The sequence below is a fragment of the Streptomyces aureoversilis genome (genome assembly GCF_042657885.1).
GTDB classification, from domain to species: Bacteria; Actinomycetota; Actinomycetes; order Streptomycetales; family Streptomycetaceae; genus Streptomyces; species Streptomyces aureoversilis.
Genome location: NZ_JBHSKJ010000002.1, coordinates 68,818 through 88,053, shown reverse-complemented (window position 1 = coordinate 88,053; position 19,236 = coordinate 68,818). Strand labels below are relative to the sequence as shown.

Sequence of the window (19,236 nt, the reverse complement as noted above, 5' to 3'; positions counted from 1 at the left end):
CCATCTTGCCGCACCGGACGCCCGGGGCGGAAACCCGATACGGACGCGGCCCGCTCCCGGGCGGACACCACGGGGCCCGCAGGCCCCGTGGCGCCCCGCCCGCCGCTCACTCCCCGGAGGCCGCCGCCCGCTCGCGGCGCAGGAGGTAGACCGCGCCGCTGCCGGCGACGATCAGCGCTATCGCCATGCCGGCGATCGTGGGCGTCGTGTGGCTGCCGCCGGTCGCGGCCAGGTCTCCGTCGGCCCGGACGGCGGCCGCCTTGCCGGAGCCCCCGCCCGTGGACGCCGGGCTCATGCGGGAGGCCAGGGTGGCCTTGGTGCCGTCGTCCGCGGTGCCGCCGCCGTCCCCGCCGTCGCCGCCGCCCGCGGCGCCGGACACCGGGCCGGACTCGGGGCCGGGTCCCGCGGTGCCGCCCGCGGGGGCCGCGGGGGCCGCGGCCGCGGTGGCGGCGGAGGTCGCACAGTCCATGATCCCGGCGAAGGTCCTGGACAGGCCGCCCGGGCCCGTGATCGTGAACCGGTACGCGCGGTCCTCGCCGACCTTCACCAGGGTGGTCTCCGACTTGCCGGGCGCCACGGTGTGCTTCTTGCCGGCCAGCTCGTAGGTGAAGGGGGCGTCGCCCTGGTTGTCGGCGGTGACGTCGACGCCGCCCTTGGCGCAGTTCTTCCGGGCGGACAGGGCCGGGGCGGCGCCCTTGCCCGTCCAGTTCGCGGTGGCGCCCGCGGAGACGGCGCTCTCGCTGGAGCCGGCCAGGATCTGCGTCTGGGTCGTGGTGTGATCACCGATGAGGACCCGGCCGACCGGGACCTTGGCGGCGCCCGTGGCCTTCAGCGACATGGAGCCGTCGGGGGCGCCCGCGGGGACGTCCACGTAGAACTCGCCGCCGTTGCCGGTGGCGGCGACGGGCTTGCCGTCCTTGTCGACGATCTTCACGCCCCGGGCCACGGCATCACCTGAAGGAGTGATGGTGACACTGCTCGCCGTGGTCCGCACGGCGACCGGGCCGAGCTTCCGGCCGGGCTTGCCGGAGAGCGCCGGCGGCGTGAGGGTCAGGGACGCCTCGGGCTCCTCGACGTCCTTCGCGCTCTTGTAGAGGTAGTCGGCGAGCTTCTCGGCGGCGGGGTCCTTGGCGTCGACCCGGGCGCCGTCCGAGTACCGCCAGATGGCCACCTGGGTGCCCGCGGCGGCGGTGTTCGCGTCGAGGGGGCCCGTACCGGCGTCCTTGGCGAGCGCGGCGAGGTCGTTCACCTGGGGGTAGGAGTGCTGGAGGATCCAGCGGATCTTCCCCGCGTCCTTGTTGGCGTGCAGGGACGACTCGCCCCAGCCGACCTCGCGGTAGCGCGCGCCGTCCACCCGGTTGGTGAGGATGTCGATGCAGTAGGTCTGGAGCGTGCCGCCCCCGTCGACCTTCATCTCGAACAGGCCCGCGGGGACCTCGCCCGTCTTGCGCCGGTCGTGCACCACGGCGCCCGAACCCGCGGTGATGCCGCCGAGCGTGGCGGCGACGCCCCCCGGGTTCTGCGGCGCGTCGTCCGCGGCGGCGGGGCCCGCCGCGGCTATCGTGCCCACCGCGGCCAGTCCCGTCGCCAGGGCGGCTGCGGCAAGGCGGGCGGATCCCCGCCTCCTGACAGAAATCATCGACTTCCTTCCGGGCGAACGCAGAACAAGTCGGCGCGCCTCGCCACCGAACTCACGACTCAGAAGCCCCCGTTGCACGCTGTCGCGCGCGGCTGTGGACACGCCGCCGCGGCCCCCCGTGACACGTTGCTGTGAACGTGATCTTAAAGAGCGAGCGCGACACCATCCCCACGGGAGGGGCCGCTCAATCGATCCGAATCGGAATCGTTACCGGGGAAACGCGGCCTGACCTGGCAATATCGATAAATCACCGGGACAAACCACGCCATTTCAGAAGGGCGGCGGCTCCGCGTCGGCGGGGACGGCAGCCGGATCCGGAGCGGGTGACGGAGCGGGTGCCGGAGCAGATCCCGGGGCGGATCCCCGGGCGGACGGCTCCGCCGGCAGCGCCCTCGCCGGCGACACCCTGCGGAACACCGACGTCCCGCGGCTGAGGTCGTGGCCGACCGACACGGCGTCAATCTCCGCCGACAGCCACCTCTTCCCCTCGCGCTCCTCCTCGCGGATGCGCAACTTGCCCTGCACCACGACCGGTTCCCCCACGTCCAGCGACGCCACCACGTTGGCCGCGAGCGCGCGCCACGCCCACACGGTGTAGAAGCTCGTGTACGCGTCCGCCCACTCCTCCTTGGACCGGTCCCAGCGGCGCACCGTCGCCGCCAACCGGAACCGCGAGGACGGCGAGCCGTTCGCCGCCTCCCGGTAGTCCGGCTCCGTCGCGACGTTTCCCACGACCGTCACCAGCGTCTCGTTCATACGGACCGCCCTCCCCCGTTCCGGAACCACTTGCTTCGTGCTTCGTGAAGCCATGCTGCCCGTGCGCGGAACATCCCGCTGAGGGCTGTGGACCAGGGGCCGGTTGTGGAGAACTGCGTCACCCTCACGGGCTCAGATACGGACGGGCTCACGGGCTCACGGAGGGAGCTTCGCCTCCCTCACGCCTCGCCCGCCGCGATCACGTACTGGGCGCGCACCTCCTGATACCGCAGCAGCTCCGCCGCCACGGGCTCCAGCACCCGCTCCCGCCCGCAGCCCGCGGCCGCGTTGCGCAGCCGCCGCTCCGTCTCCAGCCCGTACCGGCGCGCAGGCCCGCGCGCCATCGCGCGGCAGCACCAGGCCAGGGCCGGCCCGCCCGCGACGCCTCCCGCCAGCAGCGGCCCCGGCACCCACCAGTCGCCGCCCCAGGCGCCGGTCAGCACCCCGAGCAGCCATGCCGCGGCGACGGCCTGCAGCACCGACAGCACCCACTGCACCGCGGCGGCCACGGCCCACCACCCGGGCCGGACCGGCCGGGCCGCACCGCCTCCGCGCGCACGCCGCCCGCCGACGAGCCGCCCGCCGGTGCGCCACCCGGTCCGCCCGGAGGAATCCCCGCCGGCCTCCGGCGGCGCGGCCGGGCGGCCCACGCCCGTGCACCACGCGCTCGCCCGGCGGGCGCCCGTGCGCCACATCCCCGGCCGCCCCGGCGCCCCGGCGACCGCCATCGCGGCGGCAGCGGCGGCGGACGCCGCGTCCAGGGCTTCCGCCAGCCCCTCGGCCCCGCGCCGCGCCGCCTCGCGCACGGCCAGGGCCCAGGGGTCGGGGAGCCCCGCCGAAGCCTCGTAGGCCAGGGCGCGTACGGCCTGTTCCACGAGCGGGCGGGACACGGCGCGGGAGGGGGGCGCGGCCGGGCCGGCGGCGTCCGTGCCCGCCCCTTCTGTCATGGGTTCTGTCATGGGTTCCGTCACGGGGAGGGACGGGGACGCGGGCGCAGGCACAACCGCGCCGGTCCTCGCCTCCGCCCCCGCGCCCGGATCCGCGCCCACACCCGTGCCCGTCCTCGGACCCGCACCCGCACCCGCACCCGCACTCGTACTCACACCGGCAGCCCCGGCCGCGGCCGCTCCCGCGGCCTTCCTCGCCGCACGGCCGCGTACGCACCACTGCCGGGCCCGCGTCCACGGCGTCCCGCAGGCCCGCCCGGCGTCCCGCAGCCAGGCGCGTTCCGCGGCCAGCCCCGCCGCCTGGGCGCCCACCGCCTCGGCCAGCCGGTCCTCGAACTCGTGCCGCGCCGACTCCGTCAGCCCCGGCCGCCCGTCCGCCACGTACGCGCCGCGCAGCCGCGCCGAGACCCCGTCCACGTCGGCCGTCAGGCGCCGCAGCGCCGCGCCCCGCGACGCCGTGAACTTGCCGAGGCTCTCGCGCAGTTCCCCGACGCCGTCGCCCGTGAGGGCCGACAGGGCCAGGACCTCGGCGCCGGGCTCGCCGTGCTCGCCGAGGGCGATGCCGTCGTCGTCCAGGAGGCGGCGCAGGTCGTCGAGGACCTGGTCGGCGGCGTCCGTGCCCAGCCGGTCGACCTGGTTGAGGACGATGAACGACACCTCGGCGTAGCCCGCGAGGGGCCGCAGGTAGCGCTCGTGGAGGACCGCGTCCGCGTACTTCTCCGGGTCCACGACCCAGATCACCGCGTCGACGAGCCCGAGGAGCCGGTCCACCTGCTCGCGGTGGCCGGGGCTGGCCGAGTCGTGGTCGGGCAGGTCGAGCAGGACGAGCCCGTTCAGGGCCGGGTCGTAGGGGCGGACGGGCTGCCGCCGCGAGCGGGCGGGGATGCCGAGCCGGTCGAGGACGCCGTCCGCGCGCTCGGGCTCCTCCGTCCACACGCAGGCCACGGGCGCGGCGGTGGTGGGGCGGCGCACGCCGGCCTCCGACAGCTGGGCCCTGGCGAGCGCGTTGAACAGGGTGGACTTGCCGCTTCCGGAGGCTCCGGCGATGGCCACGACGGTGAGGTCGAGCGGGTGGCGCTGCCGGGCGACGGCCTCGTCCAGGACCCGCCCGGCCTCGGCGAGCGTGCGCCGGTCCAGCCGCGCCCGGGAGAGCCCGACGAGCTCGCGCAGGGCGTCCAGGCGGGGGCGCAGGACGGCGGCGCCGGGGTGCGGCGCGGGGACGGCGGGAGGGCGCGGGAGGGTCTCCGGGCGCGGCGGGGGCGCGTTGCGCGCATCGGGTGCGCTGCCCGCGCGCGGGGGGCGGTCGGGCCGTGCGCGGCGGGCGATGAGGCCGTCGTCCCAGCTGCCTGCGGAGGTGGGGGTGTCGGGGGCGGAGGCGGGGGCGGGGCGGCGGCCGGCGGACCGTTCGTCCCGGGTTCCGGCACGCCGGTCGGCGGATCGGTCGGCAGATCGATCGGCGGATTGGTCGGCGGGGCGCACGGTGGTCACCTCTCCCTCTGCAGTACGGACAGCGCGGCGATGAGCTCGACCTGGTGGTCGGGGGTGACGTCGAGGGCTTCGAGCGGGGCGGTGCGGCGGTCGCGCTCGGCGTCGAGCACGCCGTCGAGGCATTCGGCCAGGAGCTGCCCGCCGCGGTCGCGCAGGCGCAGGGCGCCCCGGGCGCCGAGCAGTTCGGCGAGGTCCTCCCCGGCCGCGCGGGCGGGTCCCCCGCCGAGCAGGGCGGCGGCCAGCAGCGCGGCGGCCCGGTCGGCGTCGGTCCCGGCGCCCTTCTCGGCGGCCCGTACCTCCTCCTCCGCGAGCTCCTCCAGGCAGCGCCGCCAGCGGCGCACGGCGACGCCGATCCTGCCGACGGCCCCGTCCGGGTCGCGCGGGGCGAGGACGGCGTCCGCCGCCGGGTCGCCCGTGCAGGCCGCCGCGACCTCCTCGTCGGCGGCGGCGACGGCGCAGCCGACCAGGGCGGCGAGGGAGGCGGTGAGCGCGCCGAGCAGTTCGTCGGAGGTGCTGTCGTCGGGGTGTCCGTGCCAGTGGGTGAGGGCGTCGCCGGCGAGGGTCTCCCCGGCGGCGACCCCGGACCGCACGCGCGCCGAGGCCTTCGCGTAGGCGTCCTCCACGCGCTGCATCAGCCGGACGGCGGCGGCGTGCTGGAGGGCGGCGGCCCCGGCGAGCCCGGGCAGCCGGGAGGCCAGGGAGGCCAGCAGCCCGGCGACGGTGCGGGCGGTGGCCACGGCGCGCGCGGCGGGGTCCTGGGCGCGCTGGTGGAGCCAGCCGCGCAGCCCCGCGACGGCGGTGTCGGGCAGCAGCCCGGTGCCGCCGCCCGCGGACTCGGGGAGCTCGGGGATGGTGAAGCGCGGCACGTCGCCCAGGCCCGCGGCGGCCAGCAGCGCGCCGTAGTGCCGGGAGACCTCGGTGGCGACCTGGTGGGGCACCCGGTCCAGCACGGTGACGAGCGTGACGTCGTACTCCTTGGCGGTGCGCATCAGGTGCCAGGGCACCGCATCGGCGTACCGCGTCGCGGTGGTGACGAGCACCCAGATGTCGGCGGCGCAGATCAGCTCGGCGGCGAGCTCGCGGTTGCGCTCGACGAGGGAGTCGATGTCGGGGGCGTCGACGAGGGCGAGGCCGGGCGGCATGGCCCGGTCGGTCTCGATGCGCAGGGAGGGGGGTTCGGCGGCGTCGTCCTCGTCGCCGCGGCGGCCCTCGGGGTCGGTGTCGTAGAGGGTGGTGATGTCCTGGGCGGGCACCCAGACGCGGCGCAGCTCGGGCAGCACCCGCTGCCCCGCGAACCAGTGGTGGTCGTCCGGGTGGCAGATCAGCACAGGCGTACGGGTCGTCGGCCGCAGGACCCCCGCCTCGGTGACCCGCCGCCCCACCAGGGAGTTGACGAGGGTGGACTTGCCCGCCCCGGTCGATCCCCCGACGACCGCGAGCAGCGGCGCTTCGGGGGCGCACAGGCGGGGCACCAAGTAGTCATCGAGTTGCGCCAGGAGTTCGGCACGGTTTCGGCGGGCGCGGGCGGCGCCGGGAAGGGGGAGCGGGAAGCGTGCGGCGTCGACACGGTCACGCAGTGCGGACAGTGCGTCGAGCAGTCGGGGCCGTACTTCCAAGGTCGCCACACGTGCAGAATGCCCAATTCTGGTGTGATTTTGAAGCGTATAGGCCATGGCGCGCGAGGCGTGGCGCACGGGGCTCAGGCATAACGAGTACACAACACCCGTCGCCTGGGGCGTGAAAAACGGTGCAAGATTCGTACCCGCCTGCGATTATCAGGACCGCTTCACTAAACCTCCACATCGTGGCACGGAGGTGAAGCAACCGGGACGAGGTGAGCGGAGCCCTATCCTTGTCCCCGGCAAGGTCACGGCACCACCGAGCCCGGGGCTTCAGCCGTCCGCGACCGCCGCACACACCGGCCCCCGTAGCTCAGTGGATAGAGCAGGCGCCTTCTAAGCGCTTGGCCGCAGGTTCGAGTCCTGCCGGGGGCGCTCGCTCCACATCGCACGCCCCTCCCTCCAGGAGGGGCGTTTTTGCTGGTCAGGGTCGTTTGGCGGGTGCGCCGGGGCAGGGCCGCCGCCCGTCCCGGCGGCGGACTGCCTGTCAAAGCCGGGGAAGACCGGGAGGATCCTGCTCAGCCCACTGGCCCTCAGCGCCTGGGCGACGGCGGGGGACGGTGCCACGAGGCAGAGGTCGCCGCCGGAGTGCCGGGCGGAGCGGGCGGCGGCGACGAGCAGCCCGAGGCCGAGGGCGTCGCAGGAGGTGACGCCGGACAGATCGAGGGTCAGCCGGCTTCCGGGGCTGTGGGGTACGCGCAGGAGGCGCTCGCGCAGTCGCGGGACCCCGGAGAGGTCCAGCCTTCCGCGGACCGTGAGCACGCGGTCTCGTGGGCCGGGGGGCGGGGAGTGACAGCGCGACGCGGACACTCGCCCGCCTGCCCCTCGGGGAGCTTCTGCGGGGGCGGGGACGGTCGTGCGCTCTACGGGCACCACGTGCCTCCTCGGAGCGGATCACATCTCGATGCGGCCGAGGGCTGGGGCCTCACTGCGCAGCCTAGTCCTGCCCGTACGCCACGAACAGGGCTGAACGGAAAGCGCCCTTGGGGCGGTCGGGCGGCGGGGCGGCTCCGGCAACCGGAGCCGCCGCGGAACAACCCGTCCAGCCGTCAGCGCCGGCCCTGTACAGCGGGTACTGGTGAACCATGACCGGCACCTTCACCACCCGCACTGTCGACGTTACGACCGGCTCCGCCGAAACCATGCACGACCTGACGAACGCATGCTCCGCGTTCCTCCGGGAGGTCGCTCACGGGAGGGACGGGCTGCTGAACGTCTTCACCTCGTACGCGACGTCCGGCCTGGCCATCATCGAGACCGGGGCCGGCAGCGACAACGACCTGCTGGCGGCCCTCCGCGGCATTCTTCCCGCGGACGACCGCCGGCGAGAGCTCCACGGCGGCCCCGGCCCCGGCGACGATCACATGCTCCCCGCCCTGGTCCCGCCCCACGCCACGCTGCCCGTGGTCGGCGGCGAGCTGGAGCTGGGGACCTCGCAGTCCGTCGTTCTGGTGACCGCCGACCGGGGCGGCGCCGCGGGCCGGGTCCGGCTGTCCTTCCTCGGCTGACCCCGAGCCGTCGCCCCGGCGTTCAGGTCTGCCGGGTGCTGCCGGTGTCGATGAGGATCTGTTCGGCCTGGGTGACGTTGTCGGCCCGCACGGCCCTGGCCATCGCGGCACGTGCCGCGTCGGGCGTCGCGTCGGGCGGGACCACCAGCAGCGCGAAGTGATCGTTCTCGCCCCGGGTGACGAGGACCGTGTCGTCGCCGACCGGGAAGGAGTCGATGCGCACGACCCGGCCGTCGATGGTCAGCCGCGTCGGAAGCTCCTGCCAGGCACTCGCGTCCAGGCCGACGCGCGTGACGGGGCCGAGGTGCTCGGTCAGGGCGGTGATCAGGCCGGGAAGCTCGGCGCCGATGTCGCGGGAGCGCGGCCACCACGCGCCGTCCAGGACTCCCCCGCGCTCTTGGGTCGTCTCCAGCCGCAGGAGTGCCGTCCCGGGTTTCACGGCTCGGTGCATCACGTCCGGCAGAAGCCCGGGAGGGTGTGGGGTGTCGGAATCGGCCATGGTGTGCTCGCCCGCCTCCGGGAGTTACGCGCGTCCGCCCGCCGTCCGGAATGTGCCGACAGCCGGCAGCGCCCGGCGGAGCGCTCGCAGTAACCCCACCGTACTCCGCAGGCCGGCGGCGGGCTCGCCCACAGGGCCGTCGCACACCCGTTCTCGCGGAGGATTGCCCGGCCGCGCAAGGTCTCCGGGCCGCCTTCCGGAGTAGGGTGGGGAGACCGGGAGCACTTCGTACACCCGCCTCCATGCTGGTGTCGTTCCCGGCGAGTCACCACGCCGGGCAGTCGACGATGAGCCCGGGGGCAGGTTCGCATCATGGCCGTCACCGTCGATCATCCGACCACCGATGAGCACGCCACTTCGCCGCCCGCTCGCCTGTTCCTCACGCAGGGAACGGCGCCGGGGCTTCTGGACGGCGCCTGGTGGCCCCGCTCGCGCGATCTCTCCCGCGAGCTCCCCGCACTGGCGGAGCGGCTGGACCACTCCTGGGGACGGGTCACCCGCGTCACGGTGAATCCGGCCTTCTGGCCCGTGATCCCCCGCAAGGTTCCCGTCAGCGGACACACGGTGCACGTGGGGTGGTTCACCGATGAGCAGGACCCGCACAAGCTCCTCCTCTTCTCCTACAGCGCGGACCGCCTGGACCTGCTGATCATCCCGCCGGAGACCGACCCGGCCGCGGCCGCCCGGCTGATTTCCGCCGCGACCAGCCCCGGAGGCCTCCTCACCGCGAGCAGGCTGATGGAGGACGAGCGAACGGCCGACGACGCGACGGAGTCGCGGAACCGCGAAGAGGAATGGGAGAGCGACGGTGGGACCGCACCGCCGCCGGCCGGGAACCCGACCGGTCCTCCCGGCTCCGGCCGGGGGCGGTGACCATGTCGTCCGGACGCGCCACGCCCACCCCCGCGCCGGCGGAGCCGGTGCCGCCGGCGGGGCGCGCCGACGTTCGCATCGTCACCGCGTCCCCCGAGACCGCCCGCCGCGTCGCGGAAGTCCTCCGGCACTGCTTCGATTCCACCGAGCAACGCAGCTACCCGGCCGGCCGCGAAGGCGGCACCCGGCTGCACCTCACCGTCGACACCACGCATCCCTCCGGGCCCGCGCGGTCCTGGCTGGTGACCAGCCGGGCTTCGGCGGTGGACCGCTCACAGCACGACGAGGTTGACCCATGAGCGTCTTCATCAAACTGGTGGAGAACCGTCCACCGAAGGAATACGCGAACGACCGTACGGCGGACATCTCCTACGACGACACCGCCGAAGGTGACGCCGAGACCACGTACCAATACGACCTGCTTCCCGGCGGCACCCTGAGAATCCTGCGGGTCACCAGGGGAGAGGAAGCCGTCGTCCACGCGGTCTACGCCCCGGGCCTGTGGTTCCGCGTCGAGGGGCTCTGCCGCGGCACTACGGAATAGCGGCCCGAACAGGGCCTGAACCGGACCCGAGCAGGAAACGTCGCCCCTCGCCCGCCGGAACCCGGCCGGAACCCGGCCGGATCACGGCAACCGCACGCCCCCTCCCTCCAGGGGGCGTTTTTGCTGCCCTCCCCCTCGCACCCCCGGCGGGTCCAGTGGGCCTGTTTCCGGACCCGCTGGCGGAAAGCGTTCCTTGACGCGGGATTCGCGCCGGTAAATCGTGTGATCGCTGCGCTCGCGGACGGGGAGCGGCGCAGGTCAGCGGGGTTCCCCGGCTCATCCTCGGCTCATCCCCGACTCTTCCCCGGATCTTCCCGATCCCACCGCTTCCCGGCCTGCCCGGCCGCACCAATTGGAGGACACGCCTTGTCCGGCGAGCAGCATCTGTTAAAGGTCTACAGCGACCGCTCCTACGTGCACACCACCACCGTTCGGCACCAGGGCACCACGGTCGCCCTGGCCATGGACGACCGGCGGCGGCTCGTCTACACGGTCCTCGATCTGGCGCAGCACGACGAGGCCCGGGGGGAGCTCGACGCGGCCTACTGGTCGGAGAACCCCCTGCCGCTGCCCTTCCCGTCGGAGATCACGGACGTGGGCTTCGCGGCCGTGGGCGCCACCGCGCTGCCCGCGGTCAAGCGCGGCGGCCGGGTCGAGGCCGCGCCCGGCGAGCGGCTGGGTGCGGACGAGACGGACCCGTTCCTGTCCACGACGGCCAGGCTCACCGCACTCGCACCCTTCCACGCGCTGTCCGACGGCACCCACATCGTGGTGCTGCGCCAGTCCGTGGACGGCGGTCACCCCGACGCGGTGCACAAGCTGGCCGGCGGGGCGTCGTCCGGGGACCCGGAGCGCACGGACTACGCGAAGGACCGCGACGGCGCGAAGGTCCCGCTCGTCGCGGACACCCTGCTGTGCGACCGGTTCCTGCTCGTCGGCGGGGAGCTGAAGCCGGTACTGGAGGCCCGCTACCGGCGCAGCCGGCACAAGGACCGGCCGGATTCGGCCAAGGACAGCCTGGGCACGACGGACATGGAGGGGCGCCCCTTCCGCGAGCCGACCCAGGAGCTGTCGTTCGTGCGGAACCTCTCCGGCGGGCGGTTCGCCGCGCTGCTGGTCCCCACCGCCGTGCACGGGCAGCAGCGCTGGCAGGTCTTCGCGCACAATGACGCCACCGGCCGCATCGACTCCTTCAACGTCGAGCAGGGCCGCGACGGGCTGTTCAACCTCCAGGGAACACAGGCCTGGACGAGCCCCGACCCCGCCCACCGCGACGCCGTCTACGAACGCTCCCCCGGCACCTGCCCGTTCACCGGGCAGCCACTGATACCCGTGATCAGCACGGCGGGGCACGCGGAGACCGCGCTGGCCTTCGGCGAGGGTGACGCGCACATGCGCGTCGCCGAGGGGCCGGAGCTCGCCGGCCGCGACTTCACGGTCGAGTTCTGGGCGCGGCGCACGGCGACGGGCCGCCAGGAGTTCCTCGTCGGTCACGGCGACGAGGCCGGCGCTCCCCTCAAGTCCCTGCACATCGGCTTCCGCGAGGACGACCGCTTCACCTTCGCCTTCTACGCCGACGACCTCAACGCCGACGGCCCGGTCACGGACACCTCCTGGCACCACTGGGCCTGCGTCTACGACCACGCGGCCCGCCGGCAGACCGTCTACCGCGACGGCGAGGAGGCCGGCAGCCGCACCACGGACTCCGGCTACACCGGCACCGGCCCCCTCCTGCTGGGCCGCGCCCTCGCCCAGGGCGCCCGTGCCGAGCTCGACGAGGTGCGGATCTGGGACCGCGCCCGGACCTCCGACGAGCTCAAGCGCGACAAGGGCGTCCGTCTCATCGGCAACGACCCCGGCCTCGTCGCGTACTACCGCTTCGACGAGGGCTCCGGCACCCGCCTGCACGACCAGACCGACGGCGCCCGCCACGGCGAGCTCGTCGGCGGCCCGAAGTGGGTGACGTCCGAGGCGCCCGTCGGCGACCACCCCGGCGTGCGCCGCGACAGCTTCGCCGTGACCGGCCGGAAGACCGTCTCCGGCCTGTCCGCCGTCCTCTACCACCAGCAGGAGGAGACCGCCGTCGGCTACGGGCAGGAGCCCAAGCCGGCCAAGCGCCAGGCCCGCGTCCTGCTGTCGTACGCGACCTCCGGGCCGGACCCGAAGACCGGTGCCGCCACCGACGAGGCCTACGCGGCCACCGTCGACTTCGGCGTCGGCCGCGACGGGCGGCTCGCCCAGGTGCCGGACGAGCTGGCGCTGCCGGTGCTGGCCGCGCCGGAGGCCAGCGGGGACGTGGAGGCGATCAGCCAGCTGGACGCCCAGGTGCGGGAGCTGGACCGGGCGGCCGCGGCCAAGGAGACGGAGATCGCACGGCTGGCGTCGCAGACCGCGGACGCGCAGCAGGCGCGTGAGGAACGCGATGCGCTCAAGAGCTGGCTGGACAGCAACATGCTGGCGTGGTTCTGGCGCGTGCGGTTCACGCAGCAGCGCGACGGCCAGGACCTGTACCTCGCGGTGTCGGGCCGGCTCCAGAACGAGGCCCCGCTGATCAGGTCCACGGACAAGGACGACGCGACCGCCGTCTGGAAATTCGTCGAGCACGGCGGCACCCACGAGGGCCATCCCCTCTACTTCATGATGAACGAGGCCGGCGCGCTCGACGTGCACGTCCGCGACGAGAGCCGGGACGACGGCGCCGAGCTGGTGCTGTGGCGGCGCAACATCAGCGGCTGGAACAGCCACTTCTTCGTCCGCGACCTCGGCGACGGCCGCTCGGCCATCGTCAACCGCTACAGCGGCAAGGCGATCAGCGCCATCGACCGCGTCAACCGCGACCGGGTGGTCCAGTACGACTTCGGCACGGTCACCTCCAGCGGCGAGGCGGCGGTCGTCATGGAGCGGCTGCGGCCCCGCGGGTACGACTCCGAGATCCAGAGCCAGCACGACCGCCTCGCGCTCGCCGAGGCCCGGCTGCGCGAGGCCGACGCCGGCCAGGAGAAGATCGGCCACCTCCAGCGCGAGCTCGCCGTCGTCCAGGCCGAGCTGACCGCCAAGCGCGAGGAGCTCGCCCGCCTCACCGGCGGCCTCAAGGGCGCCGACGACATCGCGCTGCCGATGCCGCAGCTCTCCGTCGACCGGACCGGCCTCAGCTGCTCCGGCGCGCTGCTGGAGTTCGCCCGCGGCGCCGACCGCCCGTACCTTCTCGACAGCGCCACCGGCAGCGTCGTGCTGTACTTCCGGGGCGCCGACGGGCAGTTCTTCGCCACGTACTACGACACCCTCGTCTCCCGCGCCACCCGGCAGCTCGCGGGCCCCGACGGCACGGCGCTGACCTTCGCCGCCCGCGACGCGGGCACCGACCTCGCCGACCTCAACATCCGGATCATGGACGTCGGCGACGCCGGGCTGTGCGAGCTGACGATCGAGCGCGGCAAGGAGAGCGAGATCTGGCGGCGGCTGCCGCGCCGGGCCGCCGACTTCGCCGCCATCGTCAACGGCGCGGCGGGCCAGGCGTACGACTACGCGCAGCAGGCCGAGAGCAACCGCCCCGGTGTGCCGCTGTCGGCCGGCTCGCGGCTCATCGTCGTCGACCCGGGCAAGGCGCAGGAGGTACCGCTCGGCGCCGTGCCCGACCTCGCCACCGGTCACGGCCCCCGCTGGCGCGCGGACAAGCCCGGCCGGGCCTACGCCTTCGACGGTCGGCAGAACGTCCTGGCCATGGACGCGCAGCTGGAGCGCGCCGCCGCGCCGGGTGACCTGACCCTGGAGGCGTGGGTCAACCCCGAGCGGGTGCGGGGAGCGGCCCGCGTCGTCCACGCCAACACCGGCGACAACTCGTTCGCCCTCGGCCTGCTCGCCCCGCCCGCGCCGCCCGCGACCCCCGCGCTGTCCTTCGACGGCAAGAACGGCATCGCCGTCGCGGACACGCATCTCGACGTGTCCGCGAGCGACTTCACGGTCGAGTTCTGGGCGCGACGGCCCGCGGCCCCCGACGGGCGTCCGCAGATCGTGGTCGGGCACGGCACGTCCCACGCCGCCGACAGCTCCTCCCTGCACATCGGCTTCCGCGCGGACGGCGCCTTCACCTTCGCCTTCTACGGGGACGACCTCGACACGAAGGAGAAGTACACCGACACCGCCTGGCACCACTGGGCGTGCGTCTTCACCAAGGCCTCCCGTGAGCAGGTGATCTACCGGGACGGCGCGGAGGTGGCCCGGCGCACGGCGACGCGCGAGTACCGGGGATCCGGCCCCTTCAGCTTCGGCAGCTCCCACGCCGGCTGGATCCCGGACTACGCGCGCGTCGAGATGGACGAGGTCCGGCTGTGGGCCACCGCCCGTACCGCCACCGAGATCCGTGAGCGGATGGGGACCCGGCTCAAGGGCGACGAGGACGGCATCTGGGGCTGCTGGTCCTGCACGGGGCCGGCCTCCGGGACCGACGGGAAGCCGGTCGTCACCGACCGCTCGCCGCAGCACTACCCCGTGACCTTGCGCGGCACGGTCACCACCGCCACCGCCCCCGAGGCACTCACCTCCGGCGAGGCCCCCGGCTACCGCATCGTCGCCGCCGTCGGCAATCGTCTGACCGCCACCCGCGCCTCCTTCCCCCTGCGCGAGTGGACGCACCTGGCCGCCGCCTACGAGCAGTCGTGGGCGGTCGAGCTCGCCGACGGCGCGTACGCGGAGGCGCCCGACAACGACGCGCTCGACATCGCCGGCGACCTCACCGTCGAGGTCTTCTGCCGCGTCGACGCCCTCGGCACGGTCCAGGGCCTGCTCTCCAAGGGCCGTACCGCCGACGGCGCGGGCGGCAGCGTTCCGTACCGGCTGCTCGTCCTCCCCGACGGCAGGCTGGAGTTCGGCTTCGAGGAGCCGGACGGCAGGCTCGTGCGCCTCACCTCCACCGAGGCCGTCCGCGCCGGCGACTTCCACCGCCTCGCCGTCGTCCGCAAGGGCGGCCGCTCGATGCAGGAGCGCAAGGGCAGCAAGGAGATCACCGCGGCCGGTGCCGACGGCAAGCCCGTCAAGCAGACCGTGGAGCTGGTGGAGTCCGTCGACGTCCAGGAGTGGCAGGAGATCCGCTTCTTCATCGACGGCCGCGAGGCCGGCACCACCCGCTACGAGGGGCCCGGCGCCAAGGGCAACACGGGCACGCTCGACATCGGCCGCGCCCGGGACGGCCTGGAGACGCACTCCTTCACCGGCGTCGTCTCCGAGGTCCGGCTGTGGGGCGTGGCCCGTGACGCGGCGCAGCTCGGCACGCCCGTCTCGGCGCGCGACCGCGGCCTGACCGCGCACTGGCGCTTCGAGGAGAACGCGGGCAACACCGCCTCCGACACCACCGGTTCGCACGCCGCCCGGCTGCGCGGCGCCCGCTGGACCCGTAACCCCGACCCGCGCGGCAGCCTCTTCCGTGTCTACCGCAACGGCGTCTCCGTGGCCTGCGACCCGCTGGAGAGCGACGACTTCGCGGACCACGGCGACAAGGCGCTCGCCCTCGGTGGCCGCCCCAAGGACGGCCAGGCCACCCAGCCCTTCCACGGCGTCCTCGAGGAAGTACGGATCTGGCGCACCGCCCGCACCCAGGAGCAGGTGCTCGACAACCTCTTCACCCGCCTCAAGGGTGAGAAGGAGGACCTGATCGCCTACTGGTCCTTCGACCGGGCCTCCACCGACGAGGGGGCCGGCCTCGTACGCGACGAGGGGCTGCGCGGCAACCACCTGGCGCTGCGCGCCGCCCCCGCCCGGCCCGCCGCCGTCCTGTCCGCGGCCCCCGTCTCCAGCGACACCGCCCAGGTCCGCTCCGCGCTCGCCGCGATGCGCACGCCGTTCCACGAGACGGTCTCGGGCGCGCCGGCCGTCGCCGAGTACGCGGACATGCAGTACACCGTCAAGGGCGAGGCGTTCGGCGTCCTCAAGCGGGCGTACGGCTACCTGCGCGACGGCCGCTGGCACCTGGTCACCGGCTACAAGGTCGGCGACCTGGTCAGCGAGTGGGTCAGCCAGGTGCAGTTCGACCCGCAGCTCGTCGGCTACGTGGAGGGCGCCCCGCCGGTGCCCTCGGAGAACCTCACGCCCAACACGGTCGACCCCGACCGCGCGACCTACGACGGCGTTGCCTCGGTGGAGTTCACCCAGGCCGAGCAGGTCGTCCACTCGCTGTCGTCGGCGAAGGAGCGCAGCGTCGACGCGGCGTTCGCCTTCGCCCTCTCCAACGAGGTCGACGTCGACATGTGGATGATCGCCGCGCCGCTGGGCTTCGGCGTGGCCAAGTCCATGGCGAAGGCCAAGGTGTCGGTGGGCGTGCGCGGCAGCCTGGAGTTCTCCAACAGCTGGGCCGACGAGACGGCCGTCTCCCAGGGCGAGAACACCGCCCGCGCGATGAAGGTCGAGCTGTCGGGCAGCTGGGAGGACCCGCTCAAGCCCCTCAACCCCTCCCTGGGCCGCCGCTACGTCCCCGTCAACACCGGCTTCGCGCTGGTCCAGTCCCAGACCGCGGACGTCTTCGCGCTGCGGCTCGCGCACAGCGGCACCCTCGTCGCCTACCGCATCCAGCCCAACCCGGACATCCCCAAGGACTGGAACGTCGTCCCGTTCCCCCTCAACCCCCGCTACACCAAGCAGGGCACGCTCGACGGAACGATCGGCTTCGACGAGGGCGGCCGGGTCCTCGACCCCGACTACACGGGCGGCCGCGACCACGGCGAGTACAGCTACTACAAGCCGCGCGAGGCGTACGCGATCAAGCGGCGGATCCAGCGCGAGCAGCAGCGGCTGCGCGGCTACTACGAGTCGGTCTCCACCGACGCCCACGCCCCCGACCCCACCGCCGAGCGGGCCGGCCGGGTGCTGGGCGGCGCGATCGGCGGCGACACCTCGCCCGGCAAGGGGCGGGAGACCGCGGGCAGCTCCACCGGCGAGGGCTTCTCGCGCCGCGACCTGGTCAACACCTACGTCTGGACGGCGGACGGCGGCTTCTTCGCCGAGACGACGGAGACGACCGACGCCGTCAGCGAGACGACGTCCGGCTCGTACTCGCTGTCCGGCTCCGTGGGCGCCTCCGTGGGCACGTCCTTCGACGTGATGGGCATCGGCATCAACGCGCAGCTCGACGCGTCGGTGGGCGGCGGCATGTCCGTCACCCGGGCGCGGGGCAAGGAGGCGACGCGCTCCTTCGGGCTGAACGTCACCTGCTCGCCGTCGGGCAACGTCCAGCAGTACGACGCCAACCGCAAGCCGGTCTTCGACGCCGACGGCAAGCCCGTCAACGCACCCGGCAAGGTGGACGCGTACCGGTTCCTCAGCTTCTACCTCGGCGAGGACACCGAGCACTTCGACACGTTCTTCCACAAGGTCGTCGACCCGTCCTGGCTGGAGAACGGCACCGACCCGAACGCGGCCGCGCTGCGCCAGGCCCGCCAGTCGGACCGCAAGCCGCCGTGCTGGCGCGTGATGCACCGCGTGACGTTCGTCAGCCGGCTGCTGCCGCCCGTCCCGGCCGACGGGGCGGCCCCGCTGGAGCGGACGATGCGTCAGCTCGACGTGGAGAGCAACTACGAGCTCGTCCGGCGCCTCGACCCGTACGTCAAGGGCGCGGCCACCGGACGGGCCGAGCTCGCCGGGGCCGTGCGCAGTGCCCTCGCGGCGCACCTGCCGGAGCTGAGCCCGCACGCGGAGGAGGTGACCGGCTTCCTCGCGCAGTACTACGGCGTCGAGGGCTGATGCCGCAGGTGGCGCGCCTCAGCGCAGGATTCCCTCCAGGAAGTCGCTGCTGAGGCGCGCCACCGCCCTGACGTCCAGCTGGTAGAGGACGTAGCGGCCCCGGCGCCGGGCGGTGATCAGCCCGGCCTTCTTCAGCACCGACAGGTGCCGGGAGACCTCCGGCGCGCTGATGCCCAGGACGCCGGCCAGCTCCCCCGTCGTGTGCGCGGTGCGGGCCGTGCTGCGGCACACCCGCATCCGCACGGGGTGGGCCAGCGCCTCCAGGCGCAGCTTGAGCAGGTCGACCGAGGTGGGGGCGGGCAGTTCGTGCGAGCCGACCGGGTAGTGGACGACCGGGCGCCACGCGGGCCGGTGCAGGACCATCAGGTGCGGCCAGCCGAAGTGCGAGGGCACGAACGTCAGGCCGGGCCCCACGGCGGGGTCCAGCGCCGTGGTCCTGCCGTCGGCGAGCTTGTCGACCCTGATGCGGTTGCCGCCGTCCTCCAGGACCAGGGCCGGGGAGACGCCGGCCAGGGCCTCGCGCAGCCCCTTGCGGCGCAGCAGCTCCGTCTTGTGCCGGGCGTCGGCGGCCAGGCGGGGCTCGATCCGCTGCCAGATGTCCGCGAAGAACGCGTCGTCGCAGTCCTCGAACAGCCGCCGCACCCAGGCCCGTACGGAGGCGGGGTCCTTCAGCAGGCGCTCGGTGAACTCCACCTGCCGCGGGCCGCGGGCGGCGGCCTGCTCCAGCGCGCGGGTGCGCGCGGCCCGGTCGGTGAGCGGCGAGGTGCCGCCCTCGTTGTAGAGGGCGAGGCAGGAGAACTCCAGGGCGGTGGTGACGAACTGCTCGTCGTCCAGCAGGTCCAGCAGGTCCAGTTCGTCGGCCAGGGTCGCCCCCGGGCTGACGGCGCCGCCGCGCAGCCCGGCGAAGGGCATGAAGAGGTCGGAGAACGTGGTGCGCCACAGGAAGTCGGCCTCCTGCAGGCGGTCGGCGAGGTCCGGCCGGAGCGCGGCGGCCGTGGCCGTGACCCAGCCCGCCAGCCCCGGGTGGTGGCCGGGCTCGGCCAGCGCGTGCAGGGCGAGGCACAACTCGCCCAGCGGCGAGATCTCGAAGACGATCCGTTCTTGAGGCAGCCCTGCGATGTTTATGCTCACGCTCACGACGTCATGATGCCTGCTTGTTCGAAATCGAGCAGACGCCGTTTGCGCGGGAGGCCGCCGCCGTAGCCGGTGAGGGCCCCGTTCGCGCCCACGACGCGGTGGCAGGGGACGATGATGCCGACGGGGTTCTTGCCGTTGGCCAGGCCCACGGCCCGGGCCGCGGCCGGGCGGCCGATACGGGCGGCCAGCAGGCCGTAGGAGACGGTTTCGCCGTACGGGATCTCCAGGAGGGCGTTCCAGACGGTGCGCTGGAACGCGGTCCCGGCCAGGGCGAGGGGGAGGTCGAACGCGGTGCGGCTGCCGGCGAAGTACTCCTCCAGCTGTTCGCGTACGCGGGCGAAGGGGGCCGGGTCGGGCTCGCCGAAGGTCTCCTGGGGCGGCCGGTGGCGCTGGCCCTCCATGTAGAGGCCGGAGAGCCCGCCGCCGGTGGCCACCAGGGTCAGGGGGCCGTACGGGCTGTCCATCACGGTGTGGGTGCGGTCGGACACGGTGTTCCTA

General features: G+C 74.1%; 13 protein-coding genes and 1 tRNA gene. 6 read left to right on the top strand and 8 right to left on the bottom strand.

Features of this window, described 5'->3' with window-relative positions:
• Positions 1–106: 106 nt before the first annotated feature.
• The 4 genes from ACFPP6_RS03250 to ACFPP6_RS03235 all read right to left on the bottom strand — a co-directional run bounded on the left by ACFPP6_RS03250 (position 107) and on the right by ACFPP6_RS03235 (position 6,503).
• Entirely contained in the window at positions 107–1,639 is a 1,533-nt protein-coding gene (locus ACFPP6_RS03250; protein WP_382036968.1) for a Cys-Gln thioester bond-forming surface protein, read from the bottom strand.
• Positions 1,640–1,909: 270 nt separating this feature from the next.
• Entirely contained in the window at positions 1,910–2,395 is a 486-nt protein-coding gene (locus ACFPP6_RS03245; RefSeq protein WP_382036965.1) for a single-stranded DNA-binding protein, read from the bottom strand.
• 179 nt (positions 2,396–2,574) lie between these two features.
• Positions 2,575–4,830, bottom strand: coding sequence for a GTPase (locus tag ACFPP6_RS03240; RefSeq protein ID WP_382036962.1), 2,256 nt, complete (start codon positions 4,828–4,830; stop codon positions 2,575–2,577).
• A complete protein-coding gene (locus ACFPP6_RS03235; protein ID WP_382037691.1) occupies positions 4,827–6,503 on the bottom strand; it encodes a dynamin family protein in 1,677 nt (558 codons plus the stop codon). Before ACFPP6_RS03235 ends, ACFPP6_RS03240 begins: the two co-directional genes overlap by 4 nt.
• A gap of 248 nt (positions 6,504–6,751) precedes the next feature.
• On the opposite strand from ACFPP6_RS03235, the gene ACFPP6_RS03230 reads away from it, so the two are divergent.
• Positions 6,752–6,824 (top strand) — tRNA-Arg (locus tag ACFPP6_RS03230).
• Here ACFPP6_RS03230 and ACFPP6_RS03225 read toward each other — a convergent pair.
• Positions 6,786–7,211: an STAS domain-containing protein gene (locus ACFPP6_RS03225; RefSeq protein WP_382037689.1), complete on the bottom strand. Its 426-nt coding sequence runs from the start codon at positions 7,209–7,211 to the stop codon at positions 6,786–6,788. The genes ACFPP6_RS03230 and ACFPP6_RS03225 overlap by 39 nt on opposite strands.
• Before the next feature lie 323 nt (positions 7,212–7,534).
• On the opposite strand from ACFPP6_RS03225, the gene ACFPP6_RS03220 reads away from it, so the two are divergent.
• The gene (locus tag ACFPP6_RS03220; RefSeq protein WP_382036959.1) at positions 7,535–7,957 is read left to right on the top strand and encodes a YjbQ family protein; all 423 of its coding nucleotides are present in this window, start codon (positions 7,535–7,537) and stop codon (positions 7,955–7,957) included.
• Between the two features lie 22 nt (positions 7,958–7,979).
• Here ACFPP6_RS03220 and ACFPP6_RS03215 read toward each other — a convergent pair whose 3' ends face one another.
• The gene (locus ACFPP6_RS03215) at positions 7,980–8,456 is read right to left on the bottom strand and encodes a DUF5994 family protein (RefSeq protein WP_382036957.1); all 477 of its coding nucleotides are present in this window, start codon (positions 8,454–8,456) and stop codon (positions 7,980–7,982) included.
• Positions 8,457–8,768: 312 nt separating this feature from the next.
• Here ACFPP6_RS03215 and ACFPP6_RS03210 point away from each other — a divergent pair, with 312 nt between their 5' ends.
• The 4 genes from ACFPP6_RS03210 (at position 8,769) to ACFPP6_RS03195 (ending at position 17,601) form a co-directional block, all read left to right on the top strand.
• A complete protein-coding gene (locus ACFPP6_RS03210) occupies positions 8,769–9,329 on the top strand; it encodes a DUF5994 family protein (RefSeq protein WP_382036954.1) in 561 nt (186 codons plus the stop codon).
• 2 nt (positions 9,330–9,331) lie between these two features.
• On the top strand, positions 9,332–9,628 hold the full coding sequence (locus ACFPP6_RS03205; protein ID WP_382036951.1) for a hypothetical protein: 297 nt from the start codon (positions 9,332–9,334) through the stop codon (positions 9,626–9,628).
• Entirely contained in the window at positions 9,625–9,873 is a 249-nt protein-coding gene (locus tag ACFPP6_RS03200) for a hypothetical protein (protein ID WP_382036949.1), read from the top strand. Before ACFPP6_RS03205 ends, ACFPP6_RS03200 begins: the two co-directional genes overlap by 4 nt.
• 366 nt (positions 9,874–10,239) lie before the next feature.
• Positions 10,240–17,601 (top strand): LamG-like jellyroll fold domain-containing protein, encoded by a 7,362-nt coding sequence (locus tag ACFPP6_RS03195; protein WP_382036946.1) that lies wholly within the window; start codon positions 10,240–10,242, stop codon positions 17,599–17,601.
• 18 nt (positions 17,602–17,619) lie between these two features.
• Here the strand turns inward: ACFPP6_RS03195 and ACFPP6_RS03190 are convergent, their stop codons facing one another.
• Entirely contained in the window at positions 17,620–18,732 is a 1,113-nt protein-coding gene (locus tag ACFPP6_RS03190) for a DUF5937 family protein (RefSeq protein WP_382037688.1), read from the bottom strand.
• 2 nt (positions 18,733–18,734) lie between these two features.
• Positions 18,735–19,202, bottom strand: coding sequence for a methylated-DNA--[protein]-cysteine S-methyltransferase (locus ACFPP6_RS03185; RefSeq protein ID WP_382037687.1), 468 nt, complete (start codon positions 19,200–19,202; stop codon positions 18,735–18,737).
• Positions 19,203–19,236: the final 34 nt, after the last annotated feature.

What these genes read in the sequence shown, in the direction of transcription:
- ACFPP6_RS03245 (WP_382036965.1), bottom strand. Translation starts at nt 2,395, where the DNA reads ATGAACGAGACGCTGGTGACGGTCGTGGGAAACGTCGCGACGGAGCCG.
- ACFPP6_RS03250 (WP_382036968.1), bottom strand. Translation starts at nt 1,639, where the DNA reads ATGATTTCTGTCAGGAGGCGGGGATCCGCCCGCCTTGCCGCAGCCGCC.
- ACFPP6_RS03205 (WP_382036951.1), top strand. Translation starts at nt 9,332, where the DNA reads ATGTCGTCCGGACGCGCCACGCCCACCCCCGCGCCGGCGGAGCCGGTG.
- ACFPP6_RS03185 (WP_382037687.1), bottom strand. Translation starts at nt 19,202, where the DNA reads ATGGACAGCCCGTACGGCCCCCTGACCCTGGTGGCCACCGGCGGCGGG.
- ACFPP6_RS03220 (WP_382036959.1), top strand. Translation starts at nt 7,535, where the DNA reads ATGACCGGCACCTTCACCACCCGCACTGTCGACGTTACGACCGGCTCC.
- ACFPP6_RS03210 (WP_382036954.1), top strand. Translation starts at nt 8,769, where the DNA reads ATGGCCGTCACCGTCGATCATCCGACCACCGATGAGCACGCCACTTCG.
- ACFPP6_RS03215 (WP_382036957.1), bottom strand. Translation starts at nt 8,456, where the DNA reads ATGGCCGATTCCGACACCCCACACCCTCCCGGGCTTCTGCCGGACGTG.
- ACFPP6_RS03235 (WP_382037691.1), bottom strand. Translation starts at nt 6,503, where the DNA reads ATGGCCTATACGCTTCAAAATCACACCAGAATTGGGCATTCTGCACGT.
- ACFPP6_RS03200 (WP_382036949.1), top strand. Translation starts at nt 9,625, where the DNA reads ATGAGCGTCTTCATCAAACTGGTGGAGAACCGTCCACCGAAGGAATAC.